Source organism: Naasia aerilata, assembly GCF_030296595.1.
Lineage (GTDB): Bacteria > Actinomycetota > Actinomycetes > Actinomycetales > Microbacteriaceae > Naasia > Naasia aerilata.
Genome location: NZ_AP027731.1, coordinates 1,840,275 through 1,862,307, shown reverse-complemented (window position 1 = coordinate 1,862,307; position 22,033 = coordinate 1,840,275). Strand labels below are relative to the sequence as shown.

Here is a 22,033-nt window from a genome sequence, read left to right as displayed (position 1 = left end):
GGGCAAAAACAGCACAACTCTAGCGGCGGCCTGAAAAGCGCCCCGACCGCGTGACGCCCCGCGACGCCGTGCGCCGGCCGGGAGCCCTGACCAAATCAAGGAGGAAGGGCGGGCGCCCGACCTCTTCATGCTGATCCGGGGTCTTTCGGACCGGGATCTCCTTGATTTGTTCAGGATCGAGGCCGAGCGGCGTCTCTCTAGAGGGCGGCGACCGTCTGGCGGGCGATCTCCAGCTCCTCGTCGGTCGGGATCACGAGGACCGCGACCGCCGAGTCGTCCGTCGAGATGCTGCGCTCCCCGCGCTCGGCGGAGGCGTTCCGGTCGGGGTCCACGCGGATGCCGAGGGACTCCAGTCCCGCGAGCGAGCCCGCCCGGATTCCGGGAGCGTTCTCCCCCACGCCGGCCGTGAACACGATGGCGTCCGCACCGCCGAGGATCGCGAGGTAAGCGCCGACGTAGTGCTTGATCCGGTGGTTGTAGACGTCGATGGCGACCTGCGCGGCCTCGTCGCCCGCGTCCGCGGCCTTCCGCACATCGCGGAGATCGCCGCTGCCCGTCATCCCCCTGAGGCCGCTGTGCTTGTTGAGCAGGTCGTCGAGGTCGTCCAGGCTGAGGCCGCCGAAGCGGGCGAGCTGGAAGACGATCGCCGGGTCCAGGTCGCCGGACCGGGTGCCCATGACGAGGCCCTGCAGCGGCGTGAAGCCCATCGAGGTGTCGACCGAGCGCCCGTCGAGCACCGCGCAGGCGGACGCGCCGTTGCCGAGGTGCAGCACGATGAGCCGGGACTTCTCGAGCGGCAGACCGAGGAATGCGGCGGCCTTCTCGGACACGTACTTGTGCGACGTGCCGTGGAAGCCGTACCGGCGGATGCGGTACTTCTCGGCCACGGCGGCGTCGATCGCGTAGGTGTAGGCCTCGGGCGGCATCGTCTGGTGGAAGGCAGTGTCGAAGATCGCGACATGCGGCACCGACGCGAAGGCCGCGCGCGCCGCACGGATGCCGGCGAGGTTCGCGGGGTTGTGCAGGGGCGCGTACTCGCCCAGCTCCTCGATGTCCTGCTCCACCCGGTCGGTCACCAGGGTGGGCGCGAAGAACCGGGCCCCGCCGTGCACGACGCGGTGCCCGACCGCGCCCACGGTGTCCGTGATGCCGGCCGGCCCGTGCTCCTCGAACGCGTCGATCATCACGCGGAAGGCCGCGTCGTGGTCGGGCACCTCGGGCTGCGCGTCCCACTCCCCTCCGGGGTGCTGTGGGTGCTGGCGCCGCTGCGCTGGCCGATCCGCTCGATGAGTCCCTTCGCGAGCGTCCGCTCGCCCTCGGTCTCGATGAGCTGGTACTTGAGCGACGAGGATCCGCTGTTCACGACGAGGACGGCGGTCATCGGGCCGGCTCCCCGGCCGCGGCGGCTCCCTCAGCGGCGCGGGCCTGACCGCCTTGGATGGCGGTGATGGCGACCGTGTTGACGATGTCCTGGACGAGGGCGCCCCGGCTGAGGTCGTTGACCGGCTTGTTGAGGCCCTGCAGGACCGGTCCGATGGCGACCGCGCCCGCGCTGCGCTGCACCGCCTTGTACGTGTTGTTGCCCGTGTTGAGGTCCGGGAACACGAACACGGTGGCGTGCCCGGCGACCACCGAGTCGGGCAGCTTCGTGCGCGCGACCGCGATATCGGCGGCCGCGTCGTACTGGATCGGGCCCTCGACTGGCAGGTCCGGGCGGCGCGTCCGGACGAGCGCCGTGGCGGCGCGCACCTTGTCGACGTCGGCGCCCTCACCCGACGCCCCGGTCGAGTAGGACAGCATCGCGACCCGGGGTTCGATCCCGAACTGCGCCGCCGTGACGGAGGAGGAGACCGCGATGTCGGCGAGCTGGTCGCTCGTCGGATCCGGGATCACCGCGCAGTCGCCGTAGACGAGGACCCGGTCGGCGAGCGCCATGAGGAAGACGCTCGAGACGACGGAGACCCCGGGCTTCGTGCGGATGATCTCGAACGCGGGACGGATCGTGTGCGCGGTCGTGTGCACGGCGCCGGACACCATCCCATCCGCGAGCCCGAGGTGGACCATCATCGTGCCGAAGTAGGAGACGTCGGTCACGACGTCGCGGGCGAGGTCCAGCGTCATGCCCTTGTGGGCCCGCAGGCGCGCGTATTCGGCGGCGAAGCGCTCCCGCAGCTCCGGGTCGAGCGGGTCGAGGATGTCAGCCCGGGAGATGTCCGCGCCGACCGCGGAGGCCCGCGACCGCACCTCCGCCTCGTTGCCGAGCAGCGTGAGGCGGGCGACGTTGCGGCGCAGCAGCCGGTCGGCGGCGAGGAGGATGCGGTCCTCCTCGCCCTCGGGCAGCACGATGTGCGATCCGGCCGCACGCGCCTGCTCGAGCAGCTGGTGCTCGAACATCAGGGGCGTGACGACACCGGTGTGCGGGACGGCGAGCAGGTCGACGAGCGCCTTGCGGTCCACCGACTTCTCGAACAGGGCGAGCGCCTGGTCGTACTTGGCGCTCGACTCGGCAGCAAGCCGTCCCCGGCTGCGCGTGACGCGCACGGTCGTGTCGTAGGTGCCGAGCGACGTCGAGACGATGGGCAGGGTCACCTCGATGCCGGCGAGCAGGCGCGTGATGGGCTCCGGCAGCTCGAAGCCGCCGTTCAGGAGGATGCCCGCGAGCGACGGGAAGGTTCCGGAGGCCTGTGCGAGCAGCGCGGCGACAAGCACCTCGACGCGGTCGCCGGGCACGATCACGACCGCGCCCTCGGTGAGCCGGGGCAGGACGTTGACCATCGACATGCCGGCCACCACGACGCCGAAGACGGGCCGCTGCAGGAGCGCGGGATCGCCCTGAACGAGCGTTCCGCCGGTCGCCGCCACGAGGTTCTGCATGGTGGGCGCCACGAGCAGCGGATCCTCGGGGATCACCCACACCGGCACCGTGTGGTCCTGCATCGTCAGGCCGACGCTGAACCGCACGGCGGAGAGGATCGCGGGGTCGACCCGATTGGCCACGACCGCGAGGAGGACGCGTGCTCGGCGCGCAGCTCGCCCGCCGCGACCTCGGCGACCTGGGCGATCTCGTCCGCGGTACGCGCTGCTCCCCCGCCGAAGCGGTCGCGGTCGCCCTGCGCGCGTCCGCCGACGACGAGCACGACAGGGGCGCCCAGGTTCGCCGCGACCCGGGCGTTGAAGGCGAGCTCGGTGGGCGTGCCGACGTCCGTGTAGTCGGAGCCCAGGATCACGACGGCCGCGCACTGCTCCTCGACCGCCTTGTAGCGGTCGAGGATGCGCGCGAGAGCGGCATCCGGATCGGCGTGGACCTCGTCGTAGGTGACGCCGACGCACTCGTCGTAGCCGAGGTCGACGCCGTCGTGCTCGAGGAGGAGCTCGAGCACGTAGTCGCGCTCGGTGACGGACCGGGCGACCGGGCGGAAGACGCCGACGCGGGCGACCTCGCGGAGGAGGGTGTCGAGCACCCCCAGGGCGACGGTCGACTTCCCGGTGTCGCCCTCGGCGGAGGCGACGTAGACGCTCTTCGTCTCGAGTGGCACGCTCGCGATTCTATTGACGGCCCTGGAACGGCTGCTGAGTGCGGCCTCCCCACTGATCCGCATCACTCCGGACTAACCGCAACCGGAGACCGATGCGGATAGTCCGAAGTGATGCGGTGAAGCGACGACCGTCCTCCTCCAGCGTGTTGCAACGGTGCGGACGTGTCGCAACGGCGCACGGACGCGACACGTCCGCTCGGTTGCGACACGCCCGTGCGGTCGCGACGCGTCAGGCGTTGTCGTCGCCCGTGTCCGTGCCCGCCTGGGAGAGGGTGCGGACCTCCTCCGCCGTCTGCGACCACTGCCAGTTCGCGACCTCGGGCAGGTCCTCGCCCACCTCGCGCGTGTAGAGGCGTGCGCGGAGGCGGGCATCCGCCATCTCCTGCCGCAGCCCCGCGTACCGGGATGCGAGCCCGGGGACCCGGTCGAGCACGTCGATGACGAGGTGGAAGCGGTCGAGGTCGTTGAGCATCACCATGTCGAACGGCGTGGTCGTCGTGCCCTCCTCCTTGTAGCCGCGGACGTGGAGGTTGGCGTGGCCGGTGCGGCGATAGGTGAGGCGGTGGATGAGCCACGGATAGCCGTGGTAGGCGAAGACCACCGGCCGATCCGCGGTGAAGATCGCGTCGTACGCCTTGTCGCTGAGCCCGTGCGGGTGCTCCCCTCCGACTGGAGGCGCATCAGATCGACCACGTTGACGACGCGGACCTTGAGCTCGGGCAGCCGCTCGCGGAGGATCTTGGCGGCGGCGAGCGTCTCGAGCGTCGGGATGTCGCCGGCGCAGGCGAGGACGACGTCGGGATCCTCCCCTCGACCTCGGTGCCCGCCCAGTCGAAGATGCCGATGCCGCGCGTGCAGTGCGCGACCGCCTCGTCCATCGTGAGCCAGTTCGCGGTCGGCTGCTTGCCGGCGACGACCACGTTGACGTAGTCGGTGCTGCGCAGGCAGTGGTCCATCGTCGACAGCAGCGTGTTCGTGTCGAAGGGCAGGTAGACCCGCACCACGTTCGCCTTCTTGTTCACGACGAGGTCGATGAAGCCGGGGTCCTGGTGCGAGAACCCGTTGTGGTCCTGCCGCCACACGTGCGAGCTGAGGAGGTAGTTGAGCGAGGCGACCGGGGCCCGCCAGGACAGGTGCTGCGACTCCTCGAGCCACTTCGCGTGCTGGTTGAACATCGAGTCGACGATGTGGATGAACGCCTCGTAGCTCGTGAAGACGCCGTGGCGCCCGCTGAGGAGGTACCCCTCCAGCCAGCCCTGGCACTGGTGCTCGCTCAGCATCTCCATGACGCGGCCGTTCGGGGCGAGGTGGTCGTCGCCCTCCTGGGTGACGGCGTTCCACTGCCGGTCGGTGACCTCGAAGACGGCGCCGAGGCGGTTCGAGTTGACCTCGTCCGGGCCGAAGAGGCGGAAGGTCTCCGGGTTGCGGCGCATGATCTCCGCCATCCACTCGCCGGTTCGACGGGTCGCCTCCCCCGTCGTCTGCCCTGGCTCCGGGACGTCGACCGCGTAGTCGCGGAAGTCCGGCATGCGCAGGTCACGGCGCACGAGCCCGCCGTTGGCGACCGGGTTGGAGCTCATCCTCCGCTCGCGCTTCGGGGCGAGGGCGGTGACGAGGGGCACGAGCGCGCCGTCGTCGTCGAAGAGCTCCTCGGGCCGATAGGAGCGCAGCCACTCCTCGAGCAGCCGCGTGTGCTCCTCCGTGTCGCGGGCGTTCACGAGCGGAACCTGGTGGGAGCGCCAGGTGCCCTCGGTCGGCTGCCCGTCGACCTCCTTCGGGCCCGTCCAGCCCTTCGGGGTGCGGAAGACGATCATCGGCCAGGCCGGCCGGCCCTCGAGGCTCCCCTCGGCCGCGCGGCGCTTGATGTCGGCGATCTCGTCGAAGACCGCGTCGAGCACACCCGCGAACCGGCGGTGCACCGAGTCGTGCGGCTCATCGGCGTCAGCCGAGAAGAGGTGCGGCGTGTGCCCGTAGCCGCGCATCAGGCTGAGGAGCTCCTCCTCCGGGATGCGGGCGAGAACAGTCGGGTTCGCGATCTTCCAGCCGTTGAGGTGCAGGATCGGCAGCACGACGCCGTCCGTGACCGGGTCGAGGAACTTGTTGGAGTGCCAGCTCGTCGCGAGCGGACCGGTCTCCGCCTCACCGTCGCCGACCACCGCCGCGACGACGAGGTCCGGGTTGTCGAAGGCGGCGCCGTACGCGTGCGAGAGCGCATAGCCGAGCTCGCCGCCCTCGTGGATGGAACCTGGCGTCTGCGGCGCGGCGTGGCTCGGGATGCCGCCCGGGAACGAGAACTGGCGCATCAGCCGCTGCACGCCCGCGGCGGTCCGGTCGATGTCGCCGTAGATCTCGCTGTAGGTGCCCTCCAGGTAGGTGCACGCGACGACGCCCGGCCCGCCGTGACCGGGACCGGCGATGAAGATGGCGCTGGTGTCGCGCTCGCCGATGACCCGGTTGAGGTGTCCGTAGAGGAAGTTGAGGCCGGGCGTCGTGCCCCAGTGGCCGAGGAGCCGCGGCTTGATGTGCTCGGCCCGCAGGGGCTCGCGCAGCAGCGCGTTGCCGAGCAGGTAGATCTGCCCGACGGAGAGGTAGTTAGCGGCGCGCCACCAGGCGTCGAGGGCCGCGACGGTCTGCTCGTCCACCTCCCGGCGCTCGGCGGTTGCGGCGGCGGAAGGAGGAGGGGCGGGCGTCATGCGCGTCAGTCTAGGGACGCGCTCCGCACGCGCCCAGGGGCTGGTGGCACGGCTCGGGCCGGGGGTCAGGCGCGGAGCAGAGCCTCGAAGGTGAGCCCGAGTGCCGCGGTCGCCGCCCAGCCCGTGCCGAGAACGGCGGCGAGCAGCAGGGGCCCCCGTGACCAGCCGATGAGCAGCGCGCAGACGTAGGCGGCAGGAGGCACGAGGATCGCGGACCCGAGCACGAGCCACGCGTACGAGTTGAGCGGATGCCCCGCCGCCGCCGCGAACGCGAGGAGCGCGACGAGGTTCGCGATCGCCTCCACCAGGTCCCAGCCGTAGAGGAGCGCGAACCCGGCGACCACCGCTATGCGCTGCAGGGGCGCACCCTCCCGGCGCGGGCGCCGAAGCGGCCTCGCGTCGTCGACGACGGCGTCGCTCACGGCACCCCCACCACGAGCGGAAGGGGCGCGAGGAGGATCAGCCCGGCGATCAGCCAGCGGAGCCGGACACCCGACGCCGGTGCGAGGCGGACGCAGAGGGCGAACCAGGCGACCGGAGCCAGCACGGCGAGCAGCTGGCCCACGCCGTACAGGAGGACCGGCAGGAGGCCCTCGGGGGCGAACGGATTGCGCAGCGCGGCCACGACCCAGCCGGCCGTCTCAGCGAGGTAGACGACCGCGAAGCTCGCGAGGACGGCCCGTGCCGCCGGCGCGACGGGGCGCGCGCGTGCCCCTCGTCTTTCCCCCACCCGTCCATGATCCCCGACCGGCGCGTGTGACCGGGTATCCGGATGCGGTCGAGGAGGCCCCAACCGCCGATTGAGGAGCGGCCCGCAGGGTCGCGTCTCGAAATCGGACCCGACGTCAGAGAGAAACCCCTGCGCATCGTGGATTTCGAGACGCCCGCTGCGCGGGCTCCTCAATCAGCGGAGAGCGGGTTCCGCGGCTCCCTACCGCCGATTGAGGAGCGGCCCGCAGGGTCGCGTCTCGAAATCAGGCCCCTACTTCGAGGTGAAACGCGAAAGCGCCGGCCCACAAGGGGAACCGGCGCTTCAGCGTCGTCGATTTCGAGACGCCCGCTTCGCGGGCCCCTCAATCAGCGGTGGGGTGAGGTTCAGCGCGCGGCGGTGCCCTCGGTGTAGTCCGCGTCGGTCTGCTTCCAGGCGAAGAGCGCGCGCAGCTCGCGGCCGGTGGCCTCGATCGGGTGCGACTCCGCCTTCTGGCGCAGCTCCTTGAACTCGGGGGCGCCGGCATCCTGGTCGTCGATGAAGCGCTTCGCGAAGGCGCCGCTCTGGATGTCGCCGAGGACGGCCTGCATGTTCTCCTTGACGCTCGGGTCGATGACGCGCGGGCCGGAGACGTAGTCGCCGTACTCGGCCGTGTCGGAGATGCTCCAGCGCATCTTGGAGATGCCGCCCTCCCACATGAGGTCGACGATGAGCTTGAGCTCGTGCAGGACCTCGAAGTACGCGACCTGCGGCTGGTAGCCCGCCTCGGTCAGGGTCTCGAAGCCGTACTGGACGAGCTGCGTCACGCCGCCGCAGAGGACGGCCTGCTCGCCGAACAGGTCGGTCTCGGTCTCCTCGGTGAACGTCGTCTTGATGCCGCCGGCGCGGAGGCCACCGATGCCCTTCGCGTAGGAGAGCGCGAGCTCCCAGGCCTTGCCGCTCGCGTCGTTCTCGACCGCGACGATCACGGGGACGCCACGGCCGGCCTCGTACTCGCGGCGCACCGTGTGGCCGGGGCCCTTGGGGGCGACCATGATCACGTCGACGCTCTCCGGGGCCTTGATGTAGCCGAAGCGGATGTTGAAGCCGTGCCCGAAGACGAGAGCCTTGCCCTCGGCGAGGTTGGGCTCGATGTCGTCGGCGTAGATGTGCCGCTGGACCTGGTCGGGCGCGAGGATGACGATCACGTCGGCCCACTTGGCGGCCTCGGCGGCCGTCTCGACGCGGAAGCCCTGGTCCTCGGCCTTGCTGCGGCTCTTCGAGCCCTCCTGGAGGCCGATGACGACCTCGACGCCGGAGTCGCGGAGGTTCAGCGCGTGGGCGTGACCCTGGGAGCCGTAGCCGATGACGGCGACCTTCTTGCCCTGGATGAGGGCGAGGTCGGCGTCCTTGTCGTAGTAGATGTCGGTCATCGTCGTCGTCTGTTCCTTCTCTTGCAGCTTCGTTGTGTACGGCTTGATGGGTGGTGGTGGGTCAGCCTCGCGGCACGGCCACGCGCTCGGTGATGCTCTTGGCGCCCCGGCCCATGGCGAGCAGCCCGGACTGGGCGAGCTCCCGGATCCCGAAGGGCTCGAGCACGCGCAGGAGCGCCTGGGTCTTCGCGGTGTCGCCGGTGACCTCGATGATGAGGGCATCCGTGGCAACGTCGACGACCTTGGCGCGGAAGAGGTTCACCGCTTCGAGGATCTGCGACCGGGTCGTGTTGTCGGCGCGCACCTTGATGAGCAGGTGCTCCCGCTGCACGGCCTGGGTCTGATCGAGCTCCACGATCTTGATGACGTTGATCAGCTTGTTGAGCTGCTTCGTCACCTGCTCGAGCGGGAGGTCCTCGACGTCGACCACGACGGTGATCCGGGACAGGCCGGGGATCTCGGTCGGTCCCACGGCGAGGGACTCGATGTTGAAGCCGCGCCGCGCGAACAGGCCGGCGACGCGCGTCAGCAGACCCGGCTTGTCCTCGACGAGCAGCGACAGCACGTGGCTCATTCGTTGCCCCCGGTCACGGTGCGGAGCTCCTTGGCGAGCGCGTCGTTCTCGGTGCGTCCCGTCTCGGCCATGTCGTCGTCCCAGCTGGGCGCGTGGTCGCGGGCGTACTGGACGTAGCTGTTGCTGACCCCCTGCGGCACCATCGGCCACACCATGGCGTCGGCGCTCACGACGAAGTCGATCACGACGGGGCGGTCGTTCGTCTCCAGCGCGAGCTGGATGGCGGCGTCCACCTGATCCTCGCGCTCCACCCGGATGCCGAGGGCGCCGTACGCCTCGGCGAGCTTCACGAAGTCGGGCACCCGCATCGTCTGATGGCCGGTGTTCAGGTCGGTGTTCGAGTAGCGGCCGTTGTAGAACAGGGTCTGCCACTGGCGGACCATGCCGAGCGAGCTGTTGTTGATGATCGCGACCTTGATCGGGATGTTGTTGATGACGCAGGTGGCGAGCTCCTGGTTGGTCATCTGGAAGCAGCCGTCGCCGTCGATCGCCCACACCACACGGTCGGGCTGCGACACCTTGGCGCCCATCGCGGCCGGGACCGAGTAGCCCATCGTGCCCGCGCCGCCCGAGTTGAGCCACGAGTTCGGCCGCTCGTACTTGATGAACTGCGCCGCCCACATCTGGTGCTGGCCCACGCCGGCCGCGTACACGGCCTCCGGACCGGTCAGCTCGCCGATCCGCTGGATCACCTTCTGCGGTGAGAGCAGGCCGTCGGTCGTCTCCGCGTAGCCGAGCGGGAACTCCTCGCGGAGCCCGTTGAGGTAGCTCCACCACGCGCTGTAGTCGGGCTTCCGGCCGCCCGTCGCGTCGCGGAAGGACGCCAGGAGGTCGACGAGCACGTCCTTCAGGTCGCCCACGATCGGGACGTCGGCCACCCGGATCTTGGAGATCTCCGCCGGGTCGATGTCGACGTGCACGACCTTCGCCTTGGGCGCGAAGAGCGTCGCCTTGCCGGTCACGCGGTCGTCGAACCGCGAGCCGAGCGCGACGAGCAGGTCGGCCTCCTGCAGCGCGAGCACCGCCGGGACGGTTCCGTGCATGCCGGGCATGCCGAGCTGCTGCTCATGCGAGTCCGGGAACGCGCCGCGCGCCATCAGGGTGGTGACGACGGGCGCACCCGTCGCCTCCGCCAGTGCGAGGAGCTCCTCCGCCGCCTGCGAGCGGATGATGCCGCCGCCGACGTAGAGGACCGGCTTCTTCGCCTCGGCGATCAGCTGGGCCGCGGCCTGGATCTGCTTGCCGTGCGCCTTCGTCACCGGCCGGTAGCCGGGCAGGTCGAGCTTGGGCGGCCAGACGAAGGGCGCGGACGCCTGCTGCGCGTCCTTGGTGATGTCGACGAGGACGGGACCGGGGCGTCCCGTGGTGGCGATGTGCAGTGCGGCCGCGATCGTCGCGGGGATCTCGGCAGCGTCCTTCACGAGGAAGCTGTGCTTCGTGATCGGCATGGTGATGCCGACGATGTCCGCCTCCTGGAAGGCGTCGGTGCCCATGAGGGTCGAGAACACCTGGCCGGTGATGCAGAGGATCGGCACCGAGTCCATGTGGGCGTCCGCAATGGCGGTCACGAGGTTCGTCGCGCCGGGACCCGAGGTCGCGATCGCGACGCCCACCTTGCCGGACGCGGACGCGTAGCCCTCGGCCGCGTGGCCGGCGCCCTGCTCGTGCCGAACGAGGATGTGCCGGATCTTCGAGGTGTCCATCAGCGGGTCGTAGACCGGCAGGATCGCGCCGCCTGGCAGGCCGAAGACATCGGTGATCCCGAGCAGCTCGAGGGTGCGGACGACGGCCTCGGCGCCCGTGAGGGTCTCGGGTGCGTCGCTCGGTGCGGCGGCTGGGGACAGGGTCGGCGTCGGTGAGGAGAACGCAGGCATGGATGATCCTTAGCGGAACGATGGAGAGCGAAAGGGAGGAGCGACTACCCCGTGACGGCTCCGTACGCCGCGGAGCGGACGAGCTTGGAGTACTTCGCGAGGACGCCACGGGTATAGCGCGGAGGGAGCGGGGCCCAGTTCTCGGCCCTGGCTTCGAGCTCGGCTGCATCGACCAGTAGGTCGATCGAGCGAGCGGCGATATCGACCCGTATCAGATCACCATCGCGCACGAAGGCGATGGGACCAGCGTCCACCGCTTCGGGTGCTATGTGGCCGATGCACAGGCCGGTTGTGCCGCCTGAGAATCTGCCGTCGGTCAAGAGTAGTACATCCTTGCCGAGTCCTGCGCCCTTGATGGCGGCGGTGATGGCGAGCATCTCGCGCATCCCCGGGCCGCCCTTCGGGCCCTCGTAGCGGATGACGACGACGTCGCCGGCCTGGATCTCGCCGTTCGTGAGGGCGTCCATGGCGGCGCGCTCCCGCTCGAAGACCTTCGCGGGGCCTTCGAACACCTCGGCGTCGAATCCGGCCGTCTTCACGACCGCGCCCTCCGGGGCGAAGGTGCCGCTGAGGATGGTGAGGCCGCCCGTGGCGTGGATCGGGTTGTCGAGCGTGCGGAGGACCTCGCCGTCGAGCGGCGCGATGTCCATCTCGGCGAGGTTCTCGGCGAGCGTCTTGCCGGTCACCGTCATCGCGTCGCCGTGCATGAGGCCGGCCTCGAGCAGCGCCTTCATGAGCACGGGCAGGCCGCCGAGGCGGTCCACGTCGTTCATCACGTACTTGCCGAACGGCTTGAGGTCTCCGATGTGCGGAACCTTGGCCCCGATGCGGTTGAAGTCGTCGAGGCTCAGTTCGACCTCGGCCTCGTGCGCGATCGCGAGGAGGTGCAGCACGATGTTGGTGGAGCCGCCGAGCGCCATGCCGACCGCGATGGCGTTCTCGAACGCCTCCTTGGTGAGGATGTCCCGCGCGGTGAGACCCTTGCGAAGCATCTCGACCACGGCCTCGCCGCTGCGGTGGGCGTAGTAGTCGCGGCGGCGGTTCGCGGAGGGCGGCGACGCGGAGCCGGGGAGGCTCATGCCGAGGGCCTCGGCGACGGACGCCATGGTGTTGGCGGTGTACATGCCGCCGCACGCGCCCTCGCCGGGCGCGAAGTTGCACTCGATCGCCTTCGCGTCCGCGTCGCTCATCGTCCCGGCCTTGACCGCGCCGACCGCCTCGAACGAGTCGATGATCGTGATGTTCTTCTCGGTGCCGTCCGAGAGCCGGACCCAGCCCGGCGCGATCGAGCCGGCGTAGACGAAGACGGCGGCGAGGTCGAGGCGCGCGGCGGCCATGAGCATGCCGGGGAGGCTCTTGTCGCAGCCGGCGAGCAGCACGGTGCCGTCGAGGCGCTCGGCCTGCATGACGGTCTCGACGCTGTCGGCGATGACCTCGCGGGAGACGAGGGAGAAGTGCATCCCCTCGTGGCCCATCGAGATGCCGTCGGAGACGCTGATCGTGCCGAACTGCAGCGGGTAGCCGCCGCCGGAGTGCACGCCCTCCTTCGCCGCCTGCGCGAGGCGGTCGAGCGAGAGGTTGCACGGCGTGATCTCGTTCCACGAGCTCGCGATGCCGATCTGCGGCTTGTCCCAGTCGGCGTCGCCCATGCCGACGGCGCGGAGCATCCCGCGTGAGGTCATCGCCTCGATTCCGTCGGTGACGATCCGGGATCGCGGCTTGATGTCGGGCTCGCCCTGCACTGTTTCGGACACGTAACGAGATTACCGCGGCGCGACGGCCCTCCGGCCCGGTTCGGATCCCGCCCGATGCGCGGGAGAAACCGGCCTCCGGCGGGTGTTAGAACAGGGGCGGGATGGCGGTTTCACCCGCGGTAGCCGTGACAGGATCGCGGGGTGGGCGGACGGGATGCGGTGCAGCGGGGCCTGCGAGTCGTGCTCGCCGGGGTGTTCCTCTTCATGGGCGTCGCCCACTTCCGTCCCGGGCCGCGGAAGGTGATGGGGCGGATGATCCCGCCCGCGCTGCGCGGACGCGATCCGCGGACCCCTGATCGCCTCGTGCTGCTCACCGGCGTGTGCGAGCTCGCGGGCGGCGCGGGCCTCCTGGTGCCGCCGGTGTCCCGACCTGCGGCGGCCGCCCTCATCGCGTTCCTCGCTGCGGTGTTCCCCGCGAACGCCTACGCCGCGGCGCATCCGGAGACGTTCGGCCGCCTCGCGATCCCCTTCTGGCCCCGCCTCCTCGGCCAGGTGGTACTGGCCGCGCTGCTCGCGGCGACCCTCCCCCGGCGCTCCTGACGCCCGCGAGGTGGCGATTGTTGCTGCCACCTCGCGCGGGAAGGAGCACCTACTGCCACCTCGGCCGGAGAGGGACGGGTCAGTTGGACTGGGGGCGCTCCTCGGACCACGCCTCGCGGAGGTCGGCCAGGAGGGTGAGGACGTGGGCGAAGTCCTCCGGCCCCTCGACCCGATGGTCGGCGACCGTCGTTCCCGAGCCGATCTTGACGCCGAGGTCGCCCGAGCCGAGCGCCTCGAAGGCGTCCTCGTCGGTCACGTCGTCGCCCGCGTAGAAGACGGCGGTGGACGAGGTGTAGCGCCGCAGGTGCTCCACCGCCTCGCCCTTTGTGGTCGACCGGACGGAGAACTCGAGCACGTCCTTGCCGCGGCGGACGGTGAGGTCGTTGACCTCCGCTCGCGCCTCCGACAGCGCCACCAGGTGCGCGATCCGGCTGCTCTTCTCCGTCGCGAGGCGCGTGTGCAGCGCGAATCCGGCCGGCTTCGCCTCCACCCACACCTCGTCGACGTTGTCGGCGACCTGGTCGAGCACGGAGCCGAGGAGGCCGAGCCGGTCCTGCTCGTCCTCGTCCAGCGTGAAGACGTCGTCCGGGCTGTCGAGCCGCAGCTCGACGCCGTGCGAGCCCACGAGGAGGGTCTCGTCGCTCATCCCGGCGACCTCCTCGAGGCTGTCGATGGAGCGGCCGGAGACGAGGGCGACGCGCGTGCCACGGACCTCGAGGAGTCGCTCGGCGGCAGCGCGGGACTCGGGCAGCGCCCGGGCCTTCCCGGGATCGTCGACGACCGGCGCGAGGGTGCCGTCGAAGTCGAGGGCGACCAGCAGCCGCTCGGTGCGCGCGATCTGGGCGAGCGCGTCCCGCAGGTCGCGGGGCACTCCCGAGCCCGAGGAGCCGACCCGCGAATCGACGCTGCTCATTCGGCGTGCGCCTCGTCCAGGGTCTCAAGGGCCGGAGCGCCCGCAGGCCGGGTGCGCGCGAGCACACTCAGGAAGGAGGACGACCAGCGCTCGACGTCGTGCTCGAGCACCCGGCGGCGAAGAGCCCGCATGCGCGCCGTCCTCTCCCGCTTCGGCATCGCCATCGCGATGAGGATCGCGTCCTTCATCCCGTCGATGTCGTGCGGGTTGATGAGCAGGGCGCTCTTCAGCTCGTCGGCGGCGCCCGCGAACTCGCTGAGGATGAGGACGCCGTCGTCGTCCACCCGGCTGGCGACGTACTCCTTCGCGACGAGGTTCATGCCGTCGCGCAACGCGGTCACGAGCATGACGTCGGCGGCGAGGAACAGCGCGACCATCTCGGGCCTCGGATAGCTGTGGTGCAGGTAGCTGATCGCGGCGTGACCGATGGAGCCGTAGTCCCCGTTGATGCGGCCCACGGCGAGCTCGATCTCGTCGCGCAGCGCGCGGTACGTCTCGACCCGCTCCCGGCTCGGGCTCGCGACCTGGATGAGGATGGCGTCCTCGGCGGTCAGGCGCCCCTCCTCGAGGAGCTCGCCGAACGCCTTGATCCGGTGGCCGATGCCCTTCGTGTAGTCGAGCCGATCGACGCCGAGCATGACCGTCTTCGGGTTGCCGAGCTCGCGGCGGATCTCCCGCGCCCGCTCCTGAACCGCAGGATCCGCGGCCAGCCGCTCGTACGCGGACGCATCGATGGAGATGGGGAAGTGCCGGGCGATGACGGTGCGCACGATGGGGCGCCCGTCGGTGTCCGTCGCCGGCACCTCGACCACCGATCCCTTCGCCGAGTAGCCGAACAGCCGCCGGACGGCGCGCGCGAAGTTGCCCGCATCCGCGTTGCGCTGGAAGCCGATGACGTCGGCGCCGAGTAGTCCCTGCACGATCTGGCGCCGCCACGGCAGTTGGGAGTAGATGCCGTATGCCGGGAACGGGATGTGGTTGAAGAAGCCGATGGTGAGGTCGGGCCGCAGCTCGCGGAGCATCGCGGGCACCAGCTGCAGCTGGTAGTCCTGCACCCACACGGTGCCGAGGTCCTCGGCCACCGACGCCGCCGCCTCCGCGAAGCGCCGGTTCACCTCCACGTACGACTCCCACCACTCCCGGTGGTAGCTGGGCTGGGCGATGACGTCGTGGTAGAGCGGCCAGAGGGTGTCGTTCGAGAACCCCTCGTAGTAGTCGGCGACGTCCTGCTCGGACAGGGACACCGGCACGAGCCAGGCGCCCTCGTTCTCGAACGGCTCGAACTCGCGGTCCGCGATTCCGGGCCAGCCCACCCACGCGCCGTCGTTGACGCTCATCAGCGGCTCGAGTGCGGTGACCAGCCCGCCGGGTGAGCGCTGCCAGCTGCCGCCGTCCTTGCCCTCCACCCGGTCGACCGGGAGCCGGTTGGAGACGACGACGAATGAGAAGGTCCGCGATTCGCTGATGATGAGGTCCCGTCCGTCCGCGTCTGCCCGTCGAGTGTACCGAGGGCTCCCTCGGGGATCGGTCAGAGGTCGAGGACCGCGCGCGCGGCCGACTCGAGCGGACCGGCGTAGGAGGCCCCGTGCGAGGCCGCGTGCACGGCCAGCGGATGCAGCTGGTGCAGCGGGAGCCGCTCGCGCAAGCCTTCCCGGAGCGGGCTGGCGGATTCGTACCCGGCAAGGATGTCCTCGAGGTAGGGGCAGCCGAACAGGTCGAGCATGGCGAGGTCGGTCTCGGCGTGCCCGCCGTGAGCCGCCGGGTCGATCAGGACCGCCTCGTCCTCCGTCCATACGACGTTGCCGTTCCACAGGTCCCCGTGCAGCCGGGAGGGCACGGCGTCGTCGTCGAACTCGCCGGCCTCGATGCGCACGCACGCGTCGCGGACCAGACGAGCCTGAGCGGGCCCCACGTGGCCGCGCTGCTCTGCGCGCTCTAAGTAGGGCAGCACGCGGTCCGTGGCGTAGAAGACACCCCAGGTCCGCGGCTCCGAGGAGACGGGGAGCTCCTGCCGGCCGAGGTAGTACGGGCCGCTCCAGCCGGGTGGGGCGGCACCGAACGCGTCCGCTCCGGCGCCGTGCGTCGCGGCGAGGGCGGCACCGAACTCGAAGGCGAGATCCGGCGTCGGGCGTGCTGGCACCAGCTGCTCCAGCTCGATCTCGTCCGCGGTGACACCGAGGACGCGGACGACCCGCGCCCCGCCCTGCGCCTCCGCGGCGCGGAGCCACTCGAGCCCGGCGGCTTCCGCCAGCGCTCGGCCGGGTGAAGCTTTGCTGAACGTTTCGTTGGAGCCGTCCACCCTTCGAGGGTACGTCCGCGGACAGCCACGTAGGGTCGACGGGATGATCCGGATCGGCATGAGCACCTCGTGCGTCTACCCGTGGAGCACGGAGCGCGCGTTCTCGGTCGCCCGCCGCGCCGGCTTCGACGGGGTCGAGGTCATGGCGACCCGGGACCCGGGGACTCGGGACGCCCGCGCCCTCACACGCCTGTCGGACCGCTTCGAGCTTCCGATCCTCTCGGTGCATGCGCCCGTGCTGCTGCTCACGCCGTTCGTGTGGGGTCGTGATCCCCGGGACAAGCTCACCCGCTCGGCGGAGCTGGCCCGCGAGGTCGGCGCATCCACCGTCGTCGTCCATCCGCCGTTCCGCTGGCAGTCCCGCTATGCCGAGGAGTTCGCCGACCATGTGCGGGCCACGGCGTCCGCCTTCGACGTCACGGTCGCAGTGGAGAACATGTTCCCGTGGACGGTCCGCGGCCGGACCGTTCCCGCCTACTCCCCCGGCTGGGATCCGGTGGACCTCGACTGCGATGCGGTGACGCTCGACTTCTCGCACGCGGCGCTCTCGGGTCGAGACGGGCTGGAGATGGCGACCGAGCTGGGTCCGCGCCTCCGGCACATCCACCTCTGCGACGGCCCGCTCCTCGACGAGAACGGGACGGCGTTCGACGAGCACCTGGCGCCGGGCGAGGGCAGCCAGCCGATCGCGGAGACGCTGGCCTGGCTCGCCGGTGCCGGCTGGGACGGGCAGATCGTGGCCGAGGTCAACACGCGGCGCTTGAAGGACGAGGACGAGCGCGTCAAGCTCCTGCGGTCGACCCTCGAGTTCGCCCGCGCCCACACCGCAGTCGCGACAGGGCGCGCCGCGCGCTGACCCCGGACGCGGCGCACTTCGGCCGCGCGAGGTGGCACCTGTTGTCCTTTCCCGGCCGAGGTGGCAGCAACTACTGCCACCTCGACTGAAGAAGGACGAGCTCAGGCCGCGAGGTGCGCGTGCTGGTGGGCCGCCTTCGCCGGGACCGGGGCCGGGGCGAAGCCCAGGTAGCGGGCCGAGCGCTTGCGGGACACCGCGAACACGGTCAGCGCGGCGGTGACCGCGGCCCAGGCCGCGAGCTGCAGCGCCGCCGCGATCACCGGTGCCGGGCCGAGGCCGGTGAGGATGGACTGCATCCCGTCGACCGCCTGCGTCACGGGCAGCAGGGGGCTGATCGCCTGGAACGGGGTCGGGACGACCTCGATCGGGTAGAGCCCGCCGGTCGACGCGAGCTGCAGGGCGAGCAGCACGAGCGACACGATGAGTCCCCACCGGCCGAAGGCCGCGGTCAGGAGGGCGTGGATGCAGGTGACCGTCACGGCGACGAGGAGCGCGAACGGCAGGGTGGCCGGCAGCGCGGTCCACGGCACGCCGAGGAGGCCGTGCAGCAGCACGACGAGCAGCACCGCCTGAGCGAGCACCAGAGCACCCGCCCGCGTGAGCGCGTACCGCGTGATGCGGAAGCTGGAGGCGGTCGAGGCGAGGATGCGCCGCGTGAACAGACCGAGCGCGAGGAACACCGCGAATGCGCCGATCCACAGGCCGACGGGCACGAGGAGGGTCGACGCCATGCTCTGCACGTCGCTGACCTCGTGGCGGCGCTCGGTCGTGAGGCCGACCGGGGAGGCGGCGACATCCGCGATGTGCTCCGTCTGCTCGGCGGTGTAGGTCGGCACCTGGGCGGACCCGTCGGTGAGGCCGGAGGCGAGGTCGCCGGCGCCGCCGGCGAGACCCTGCGCGCCGCTCGCGGACGCGTCCAGCCCGGTGACCAGCTGGCTCAGGCCCTGGCTGAGGGAGCCGGTCGCGCCGCTGAGCGCGCCGGACCCGCTGTCCAGGCGGGCCGCGCCGGTCGCGAGCTGGGAGATGCCGGTCTGCGCCGACGCGGCGCCCCGGGCGCCGGTGACGAGCGCGGGGCCCGCGCCGGAGACCTGCCCGAGCTGGTCGGAGATGGCCTGCAACTGCGCGAGGAAGACAGGGTCGGTGGTCGGCGGCGCCCCGGCGAGGGTTCCGGCGAGCGCCTGGGACAGGCCGGAGACGCCCGAGGTGTAGTCGCTCACGCCCTGCGGGAGCTCCTGCAGCCCCTCGGTGCTGTCGCTCAGCCTGCCCAGGTTCGAGCTCAGGGACGAGACCCCGCCGGTGTACTGACCGATGCCGCCCGCGAGCTGCGCCGCGCCCTGCTGGGTGGCGGATGCGCCGTCCCGCAGCTGACCGAGCGCCGAGGCGAGGCCGGAGGCTCCGGACTGCAGCTGCGCCGCGCCGCTCGCGGCCTGGTCGAGCGAGTCCTTGAACTGCCCTGTGCCGCCGACGAGGCCCGCGATGAACTTCTCCGAGATGGTGTTGCCGAAGACCGCGGCGAGGCCGTCGCCGACCGCGTCGGTGAGCACGCCGGTCAGGTAGCCGTGCGCGTCGTCGGTCGTGATCGCGATGGTGCCGCGCTTGGGGTCGGCTGAGGACAGGGACACGATCGAGGAGGAGAAGCTCTTCGGGATGGTGAGGACGGCGTACACGTCGCCGCGCGCGAGGGCGTCGGCCGCCTCGTCCTTGCCGGAGATGCTCCAGTCGAAGGCTCCGGCCGCACCCGCGGACGAGTCCTTCCCCGTGAGCTCGGTGACGAGGAGCCGGCCGGCGAGGACCGGCGTCTCCGTCCCGTCCTCGGCGGTCTGCTGGACGAGCTGGTCCTCGTTGACGATGGCGGCCGGGATGCGGCCGTCGTCGCTGCCGATGCTGGACAGCGCGCCGGCGAACAGCCCGACGACGGCGAGCGGGACGAGGAGCAGCGCGACGATGGCCGCGATGCGGAGTCGCCGTCGGGAGGTGGGGGTGGTCACGAGAGGACGGCCTTTCGGCTGAGGGAGGCCACGACGAGGGGGCGGCCGGATCGGGTTTCGGGGTGCGGCTCGGCCGGGGCGCCGAGGAGGAGGGACATCGAGGGGAGGACGACGGCGTCGGCGACGCGGAGGGCGCGCTCGAGGTGGCGGCCTTCGAGCTCCCCCAGGTCGAGCGCGGCGGCCTCCACGCCTGAGGCCATGCCGAGTCCGAGGGCGACGGCGATGCGCTGCTCGGGCAGCAGGCCCGTCATCCGGTCGCTCTCTCCGACGCGGGGCAGTCCCTCGGCCTCGAGGGCGGAGCCGATCCGGTCGAGGATGACTGCGGCCGACTTGCGCCGGCTGCCGAACGGCGGCCGCGAGAGGGCGAGCCGCTCGCCGAGCAGGTCGCCGACGGGAGAGCCGCCCTCGGGGGACGCGTCGACGAGCGCGATGCGCCGTGCGACCGCGGTCGCGTCGCTCGGCAGCGGAAGGCCGAGGACCTGAGCGCGTCCGCCCGCGGCGGGGAGCCTCCCGGAGAGCGTCGCGAGCATGGCCCTCCGCTCGCCGACCGGCCCGACGAGCACGGCGGTGCCGCCGACCGGGACCTCGACGCTCAGGGGGACGGTGGAGGCCGGCGTCTCGAGCCGGTCCGCGGTGACCGCGGCGCCGTCATGACCGCGCGCCCACTCGAGCCCGGACCGGTGCTCGCCGAGGCTCTCGCCCTCGATGTCGACGTTCGGCAGCGCCTTCGCGAGCCATCGCGGGAAGTACCACGCTGCCCGCCCGGCGAGCGCCATCGCCGCGGGCACCAGCGTCATGCGGACGAGGAACGCGTCGAACGCCACACCGGCGGCGAGCGCGAGGGCGATGGGCTTGATGACGCCCGCCCCCTCGGGAACGAACGCGAAGAAGACGAAGAACATGATGAGGGCCGCCGCGGTCACGACGCGCGCCGCGTGCGAGAACCCCAGCTCGATGGAGCGCCGGGCATCGCCCGTGTGCACGTAGGCCTCGCGCATTCCGCTGACGAGGAACACCTCGTAGTCCATGGCGAGGCCGAAGAGCACCGCGATGAGGAGGATCGGCAGGAAGCTGAGGATCGGTCCGGGCTCCGCGCCGATGAGGTCCGCGCCGATGCCGAGCTGGAACACCGCGACGACGACGCCGAACGAGCCGATGACCGAGAGCAGGAACCCGAGGGCGGCCTTGATCGGCACGAACAGCGACCGGAACACCATCATGAGAAGCAGGATCGACAGCCCCACGACGATGGCGGCGAACGGGATCAGCGCGCGACCGAGCGTCGACGAGATGTCGATCATCACGGCGGTCGTGCCGGTGACCGCGATGGGCGTGCCGAACTCGTCCTCGATGGACGGGGCGAGACTGCGGATCTTCTGCACGAGCGCTGTCGTGGTGGGCGAGTCGGGCGCGCTCTTCGGGATCACCTGGAGGATCGCGGTGTCCACCGACGGGTTCGGGGTGCCGGGACCCACGGCGCTCACGTCGTCGAGGTCCTGCAGACGCTGCCGGATGCTCTCCAGGTCGTCGAGCACGTCGGTCGTCTGCGTGATGTCGACGAGCACGATGAGCGGTCCGTTGCGGCCGGGGCCGAACGCGTCCGCGACCAGGTCGTACGCCTGGCGCTGAGTGGAGGCCTTCGGCTGAGATCCGTTGTCCGGCAGGCTCAGCTGCAGCTGGAGGGCGGGGATCAGCAGGGCGCCGAGCAGGCCGACCACGAGGATCACTGCGACGATCGGAGCCTTGAGGACCAGCCGCACCCAGCGCGTGCCGAACGACGGCTTCGCGTCCGGGGAGTCGGACGAGGCGGCGAGCGCCCGGCGAGCCGCGCGCGACCCCTCCTTCGGCGCGAGCCGCCGTCCCGCCAGGCCGAGCAGCGCCGGGACGAGCGTGACCGCGACGAGGACCGACACGAGCACGGCGCCGGCCGCGGCGACCCCCATGACCGAGAGGAACGGGATGCCGACGACGAGGAGGCCGAGGAGGGCGATGATCACCGTGAGCCCCGCGAACACGACGGCGCTGCCCGCCGTGGCGATCGCGGAGGCGGCCGACTCCCGCGGGTCCATGCCGGTGGCCAGCTGGTTGCGGTGCCGGGACACGATGAAGAGGAGTAGTCGATGCCCACCGCGAGGCCGATCATGAGCGCGAGCAGGCGCGCTGCTGCCGACGGTGACGACGGAGGCGAGCGCCGTGATGGCGCCGATGGAGAGGCCGACGCCGAGCAGCGCGCCGAGCAGCGGGAATCCCGCCGCGAGCAGGGAGCCGAACGCGATGATGAGCACGACGGCCGCGAAGAGCACGCCGAACGCCTCGGTGATGGTGATGCCGAAGCTCGTGTCCTGGAACACCTGGCCGCCGAACTCGACCGTCATGCCGGCATCCCGAGCGGGCTCCGCGGTGGCCAGGACGTCGTCCAGCGTCCTCTGGCTCACGTCCTCGGAGTTCGCCGACAGGGTGACCTGGATGATGGCGACCCGGCCGTCGTCGGAGATGGCGTCGACGGCGTAGTCGGAGTAGGGCGACGAGACGGCCTCGACGCCGTCGACCGACTCCAGCTCGCCGGACATCGTCTCGATCACGGACCGGTACCGGTCGTCCTCGACGCTCGCTCCCTCGGGCGCCTGCGCGACGACCTGCACGCTCGCGCCCGCCGTCTGCGGGAACACGGCGTCGAGCTTGTCGATCGCACGCTGCGACTCGGTGCCCGGGATGGCGTAGGACTCCTGGGTCTTGCCGCCCAGGGTGAGCGCCGCGGCGGCGACGGCTGCGACGAGGACGAGCCAGGCGACGACGACGCGCCAGGGGCGCGAGTACGCCCAGCGTCCGAGTCGGTAGAGGAGGGTGGCCATCGGGTGCTTTCTGTCGGGAAGAAGGAGCCGGGT

At 71.2% G+C, this 22,033-nt stretch carries 13 protein-coding genes and 3 pseudogenes; 2 read left to right on the top strand and 14 right to left on the bottom strand.

Going from position 1 to position 22,033, the window contains the following annotated elements; translation table 11 throughout:
* Positions 1-197 precede the first annotated feature (197 nt).
* From QUE51_RS09775 to ilvD, 9 genes and pseudogenes are all read right to left on the bottom strand, one after another.
* Positions 198-1,381, bottom strand: a pseudogene (locus QUE51_RS09775) (acetate/propionate family kinase).
* Positions 1,378-3,599, bottom strand: a pseudogene (gene pta / locus QUE51_RS09770) (phosphate acetyltransferase). Before pta ends, QUE51_RS09775 begins: the two co-directional pseudogenes overlap by 4 nt.
* A gap of 166 nt (positions 3,600-3,765) precedes the next feature.
* Positions 3,766-6,229: pseudogene (locus QUE51_RS09765) on the bottom strand (phosphoketolase family protein).
* 65 nt (positions 6,230-6,294) lie between these two features.
* Positions 6,295-6,651 (bottom strand): hypothetical protein, encoded by a 357-nt coding sequence (locus tag QUE51_RS09760; protein ID WP_286276210.1) that lies wholly within the window; start codon positions 6,649-6,651, stop codon positions 6,295-6,297.
* Positions 6,648-6,959, bottom strand: coding sequence for a hypothetical protein (locus tag QUE51_RS09755; protein ID WP_286276209.1), 312 nt, complete (start codon positions 6,957-6,959; stop codon positions 6,648-6,650). The genes QUE51_RS09760 and QUE51_RS09755 overlap by 4 nt, the downstream gene beginning before the upstream one ends.
* A gap of 365 nt (positions 6,960-7,324) precedes the next feature.
* The gene (ilvC, locus tag QUE51_RS09750; protein WP_286276208.1) at positions 7,325-8,350 is read right to left on the bottom strand and encodes a ketol-acid reductoisomerase; all 1,026 of its coding nucleotides are present in this window, start codon (positions 8,348-8,350) and stop codon (positions 7,325-7,327) included.
* Between the two features lie 61 nt (positions 8,351-8,411).
* Complete coding sequence (gene ilvN / locus QUE51_RS09745; protein WP_286276207.1) at positions 8,412-8,924, bottom strand: acetolactate synthase small subunit; 513 nt, start codon at positions 8,922-8,924, stop codon at positions 8,412-8,414.
* A complete protein-coding gene (locus tag QUE51_RS09740; protein WP_286276206.1) occupies positions 8,921-10,798 on the bottom strand; it encodes an acetolactate synthase large subunit in 1,878 nt (625 codons plus the stop codon). The genes ilvN and QUE51_RS09740 overlap by 4 nt, the downstream gene beginning before the upstream one ends.
* A 44-nt stretch (positions 10,799-10,842) precedes the next feature.
* On the bottom strand, positions 10,843-12,552 hold the full coding sequence (gene ilvD / locus QUE51_RS09735) for a dihydroxy-acid dehydratase (RefSeq protein WP_286276205.1): 1,710 nt from the start codon (positions 12,550-12,552) through the stop codon (positions 10,843-10,845).
* A gap of 141 nt (positions 12,553-12,693) precedes the next feature.
* On the opposite strand from ilvD, the gene QUE51_RS09730 reads away from it, so the two are divergent.
* A complete protein-coding gene (locus QUE51_RS09730; RefSeq protein ID WP_286276204.1) occupies positions 12,694-13,092 on the top strand; it encodes a DoxX family protein in 399 nt (132 codons plus the stop codon).
* Between the two features lie 79 nt (positions 13,093-13,171).
* On the opposite strand, the gene otsB is transcribed toward QUE51_RS09730, so the two are convergent.
* The 3 genes from otsB to QUE51_RS09715 are packed head-to-tail and all read right to left on the bottom strand — an operon-like array spanning position 13,172 to position 16,304.
* On the bottom strand, positions 13,172-14,005 hold the full coding sequence (gene otsB, locus QUE51_RS09725; protein WP_286276203.1) for a trehalose-phosphatase: 834 nt from the start codon (positions 14,003-14,005) through the stop codon (positions 13,172-13,174).
* Positions 14,002-15,474, bottom strand: a complete 1,473-nt coding sequence (gene otsA, locus QUE51_RS09720; protein ID WP_286279340.1) for an alpha,alpha-trehalose-phosphate synthase (UDP-forming) — start codon at positions 15,472-15,474, stop codon at positions 14,002-14,004. The genes otsB and otsA overlap by 4 nt, the downstream gene beginning before the upstream one ends.
* A gap of 59 nt (positions 15,475-15,533) precedes the next feature.
* A complete protein-coding gene (locus tag QUE51_RS09715) occupies positions 15,534-16,304 on the bottom strand; it encodes a fructosamine kinase family protein (protein WP_286276202.1) in 771 nt (256 codons plus the stop codon).
* Between the two features lie 43 nt (positions 16,305-16,347).
* Between QUE51_RS09715 and QUE51_RS09710 the strand changes: the two genes are divergently transcribed.
* Positions 16,348-17,160, top strand: a complete 813-nt coding sequence (locus QUE51_RS09710) for a sugar phosphate isomerase/epimerase family protein (protein WP_286276201.1) — start codon at positions 16,348-16,350, stop codon at positions 17,158-17,160.
* Between the two features lie 101 nt (positions 17,161-17,261).
* Here the strand turns inward: QUE51_RS09710 and QUE51_RS09705 are convergent, their stop codons facing one another.
* Both QUE51_RS09705 and QUE51_RS09700 read right to left on the bottom strand, forming a co-directional pair.
* Positions 17,262-19,148, bottom strand: a complete 1,887-nt coding sequence (locus tag QUE51_RS09705; protein ID WP_286276200.1) for a YhgE/Pip domain-containing protein — start codon at positions 19,146-19,148, stop codon at positions 17,262-17,264.
* Entirely contained in the window at positions 19,145-22,000 is a 2,856-nt protein-coding gene (locus tag QUE51_RS09700; protein WP_286276199.1) for an MMPL family transporter, read from the bottom strand. The genes QUE51_RS09705 and QUE51_RS09700 overlap by 4 nt, the downstream gene beginning before the upstream one ends.
* Positions 22,001-22,033: the final 33 nt, after the last annotated feature.

Coding starts and splice junctions, on each gene's coding strand:
- ilvC (WP_286276208.1), bottom strand. CDS start 8,350: ATGACCGACATCTACTACGACAAGGACGCCGACCTCGCCCTCATCCAG.
- ilvN (WP_286276207.1), bottom strand. CDS start 8,924: ATGAGCCACGTGCTGTCGCTGCTCGTCGAGGACAAGCCGGGTCTGCTG.
- QUE51_RS09740 (WP_286276206.1), bottom strand. CDS start 10,798: ATGCCTGCGTTCTCCTCACCGACGCCGACCCTGTCCCCAGCCGCCGCA.
- otsB (WP_286276203.1), bottom strand. CDS start 14,005: ATGAGCAGCGTCGATTCGCGGGTCGGCTCCTCGGGCTCGGGAGTGCCC.
- QUE51_RS09710 (WP_286276201.1), top strand. CDS start 16,348: ATGATCCGGATCGGCATGAGCACCTCGTGCGTCTACCCGTGGAGCACG.
- QUE51_RS09700 (WP_286276199.1), bottom strand. CDS start 22,000: ATGGCCACCCTCCTCTACCGACTCGGACGCTGGGCGTACTCGCGCCCC.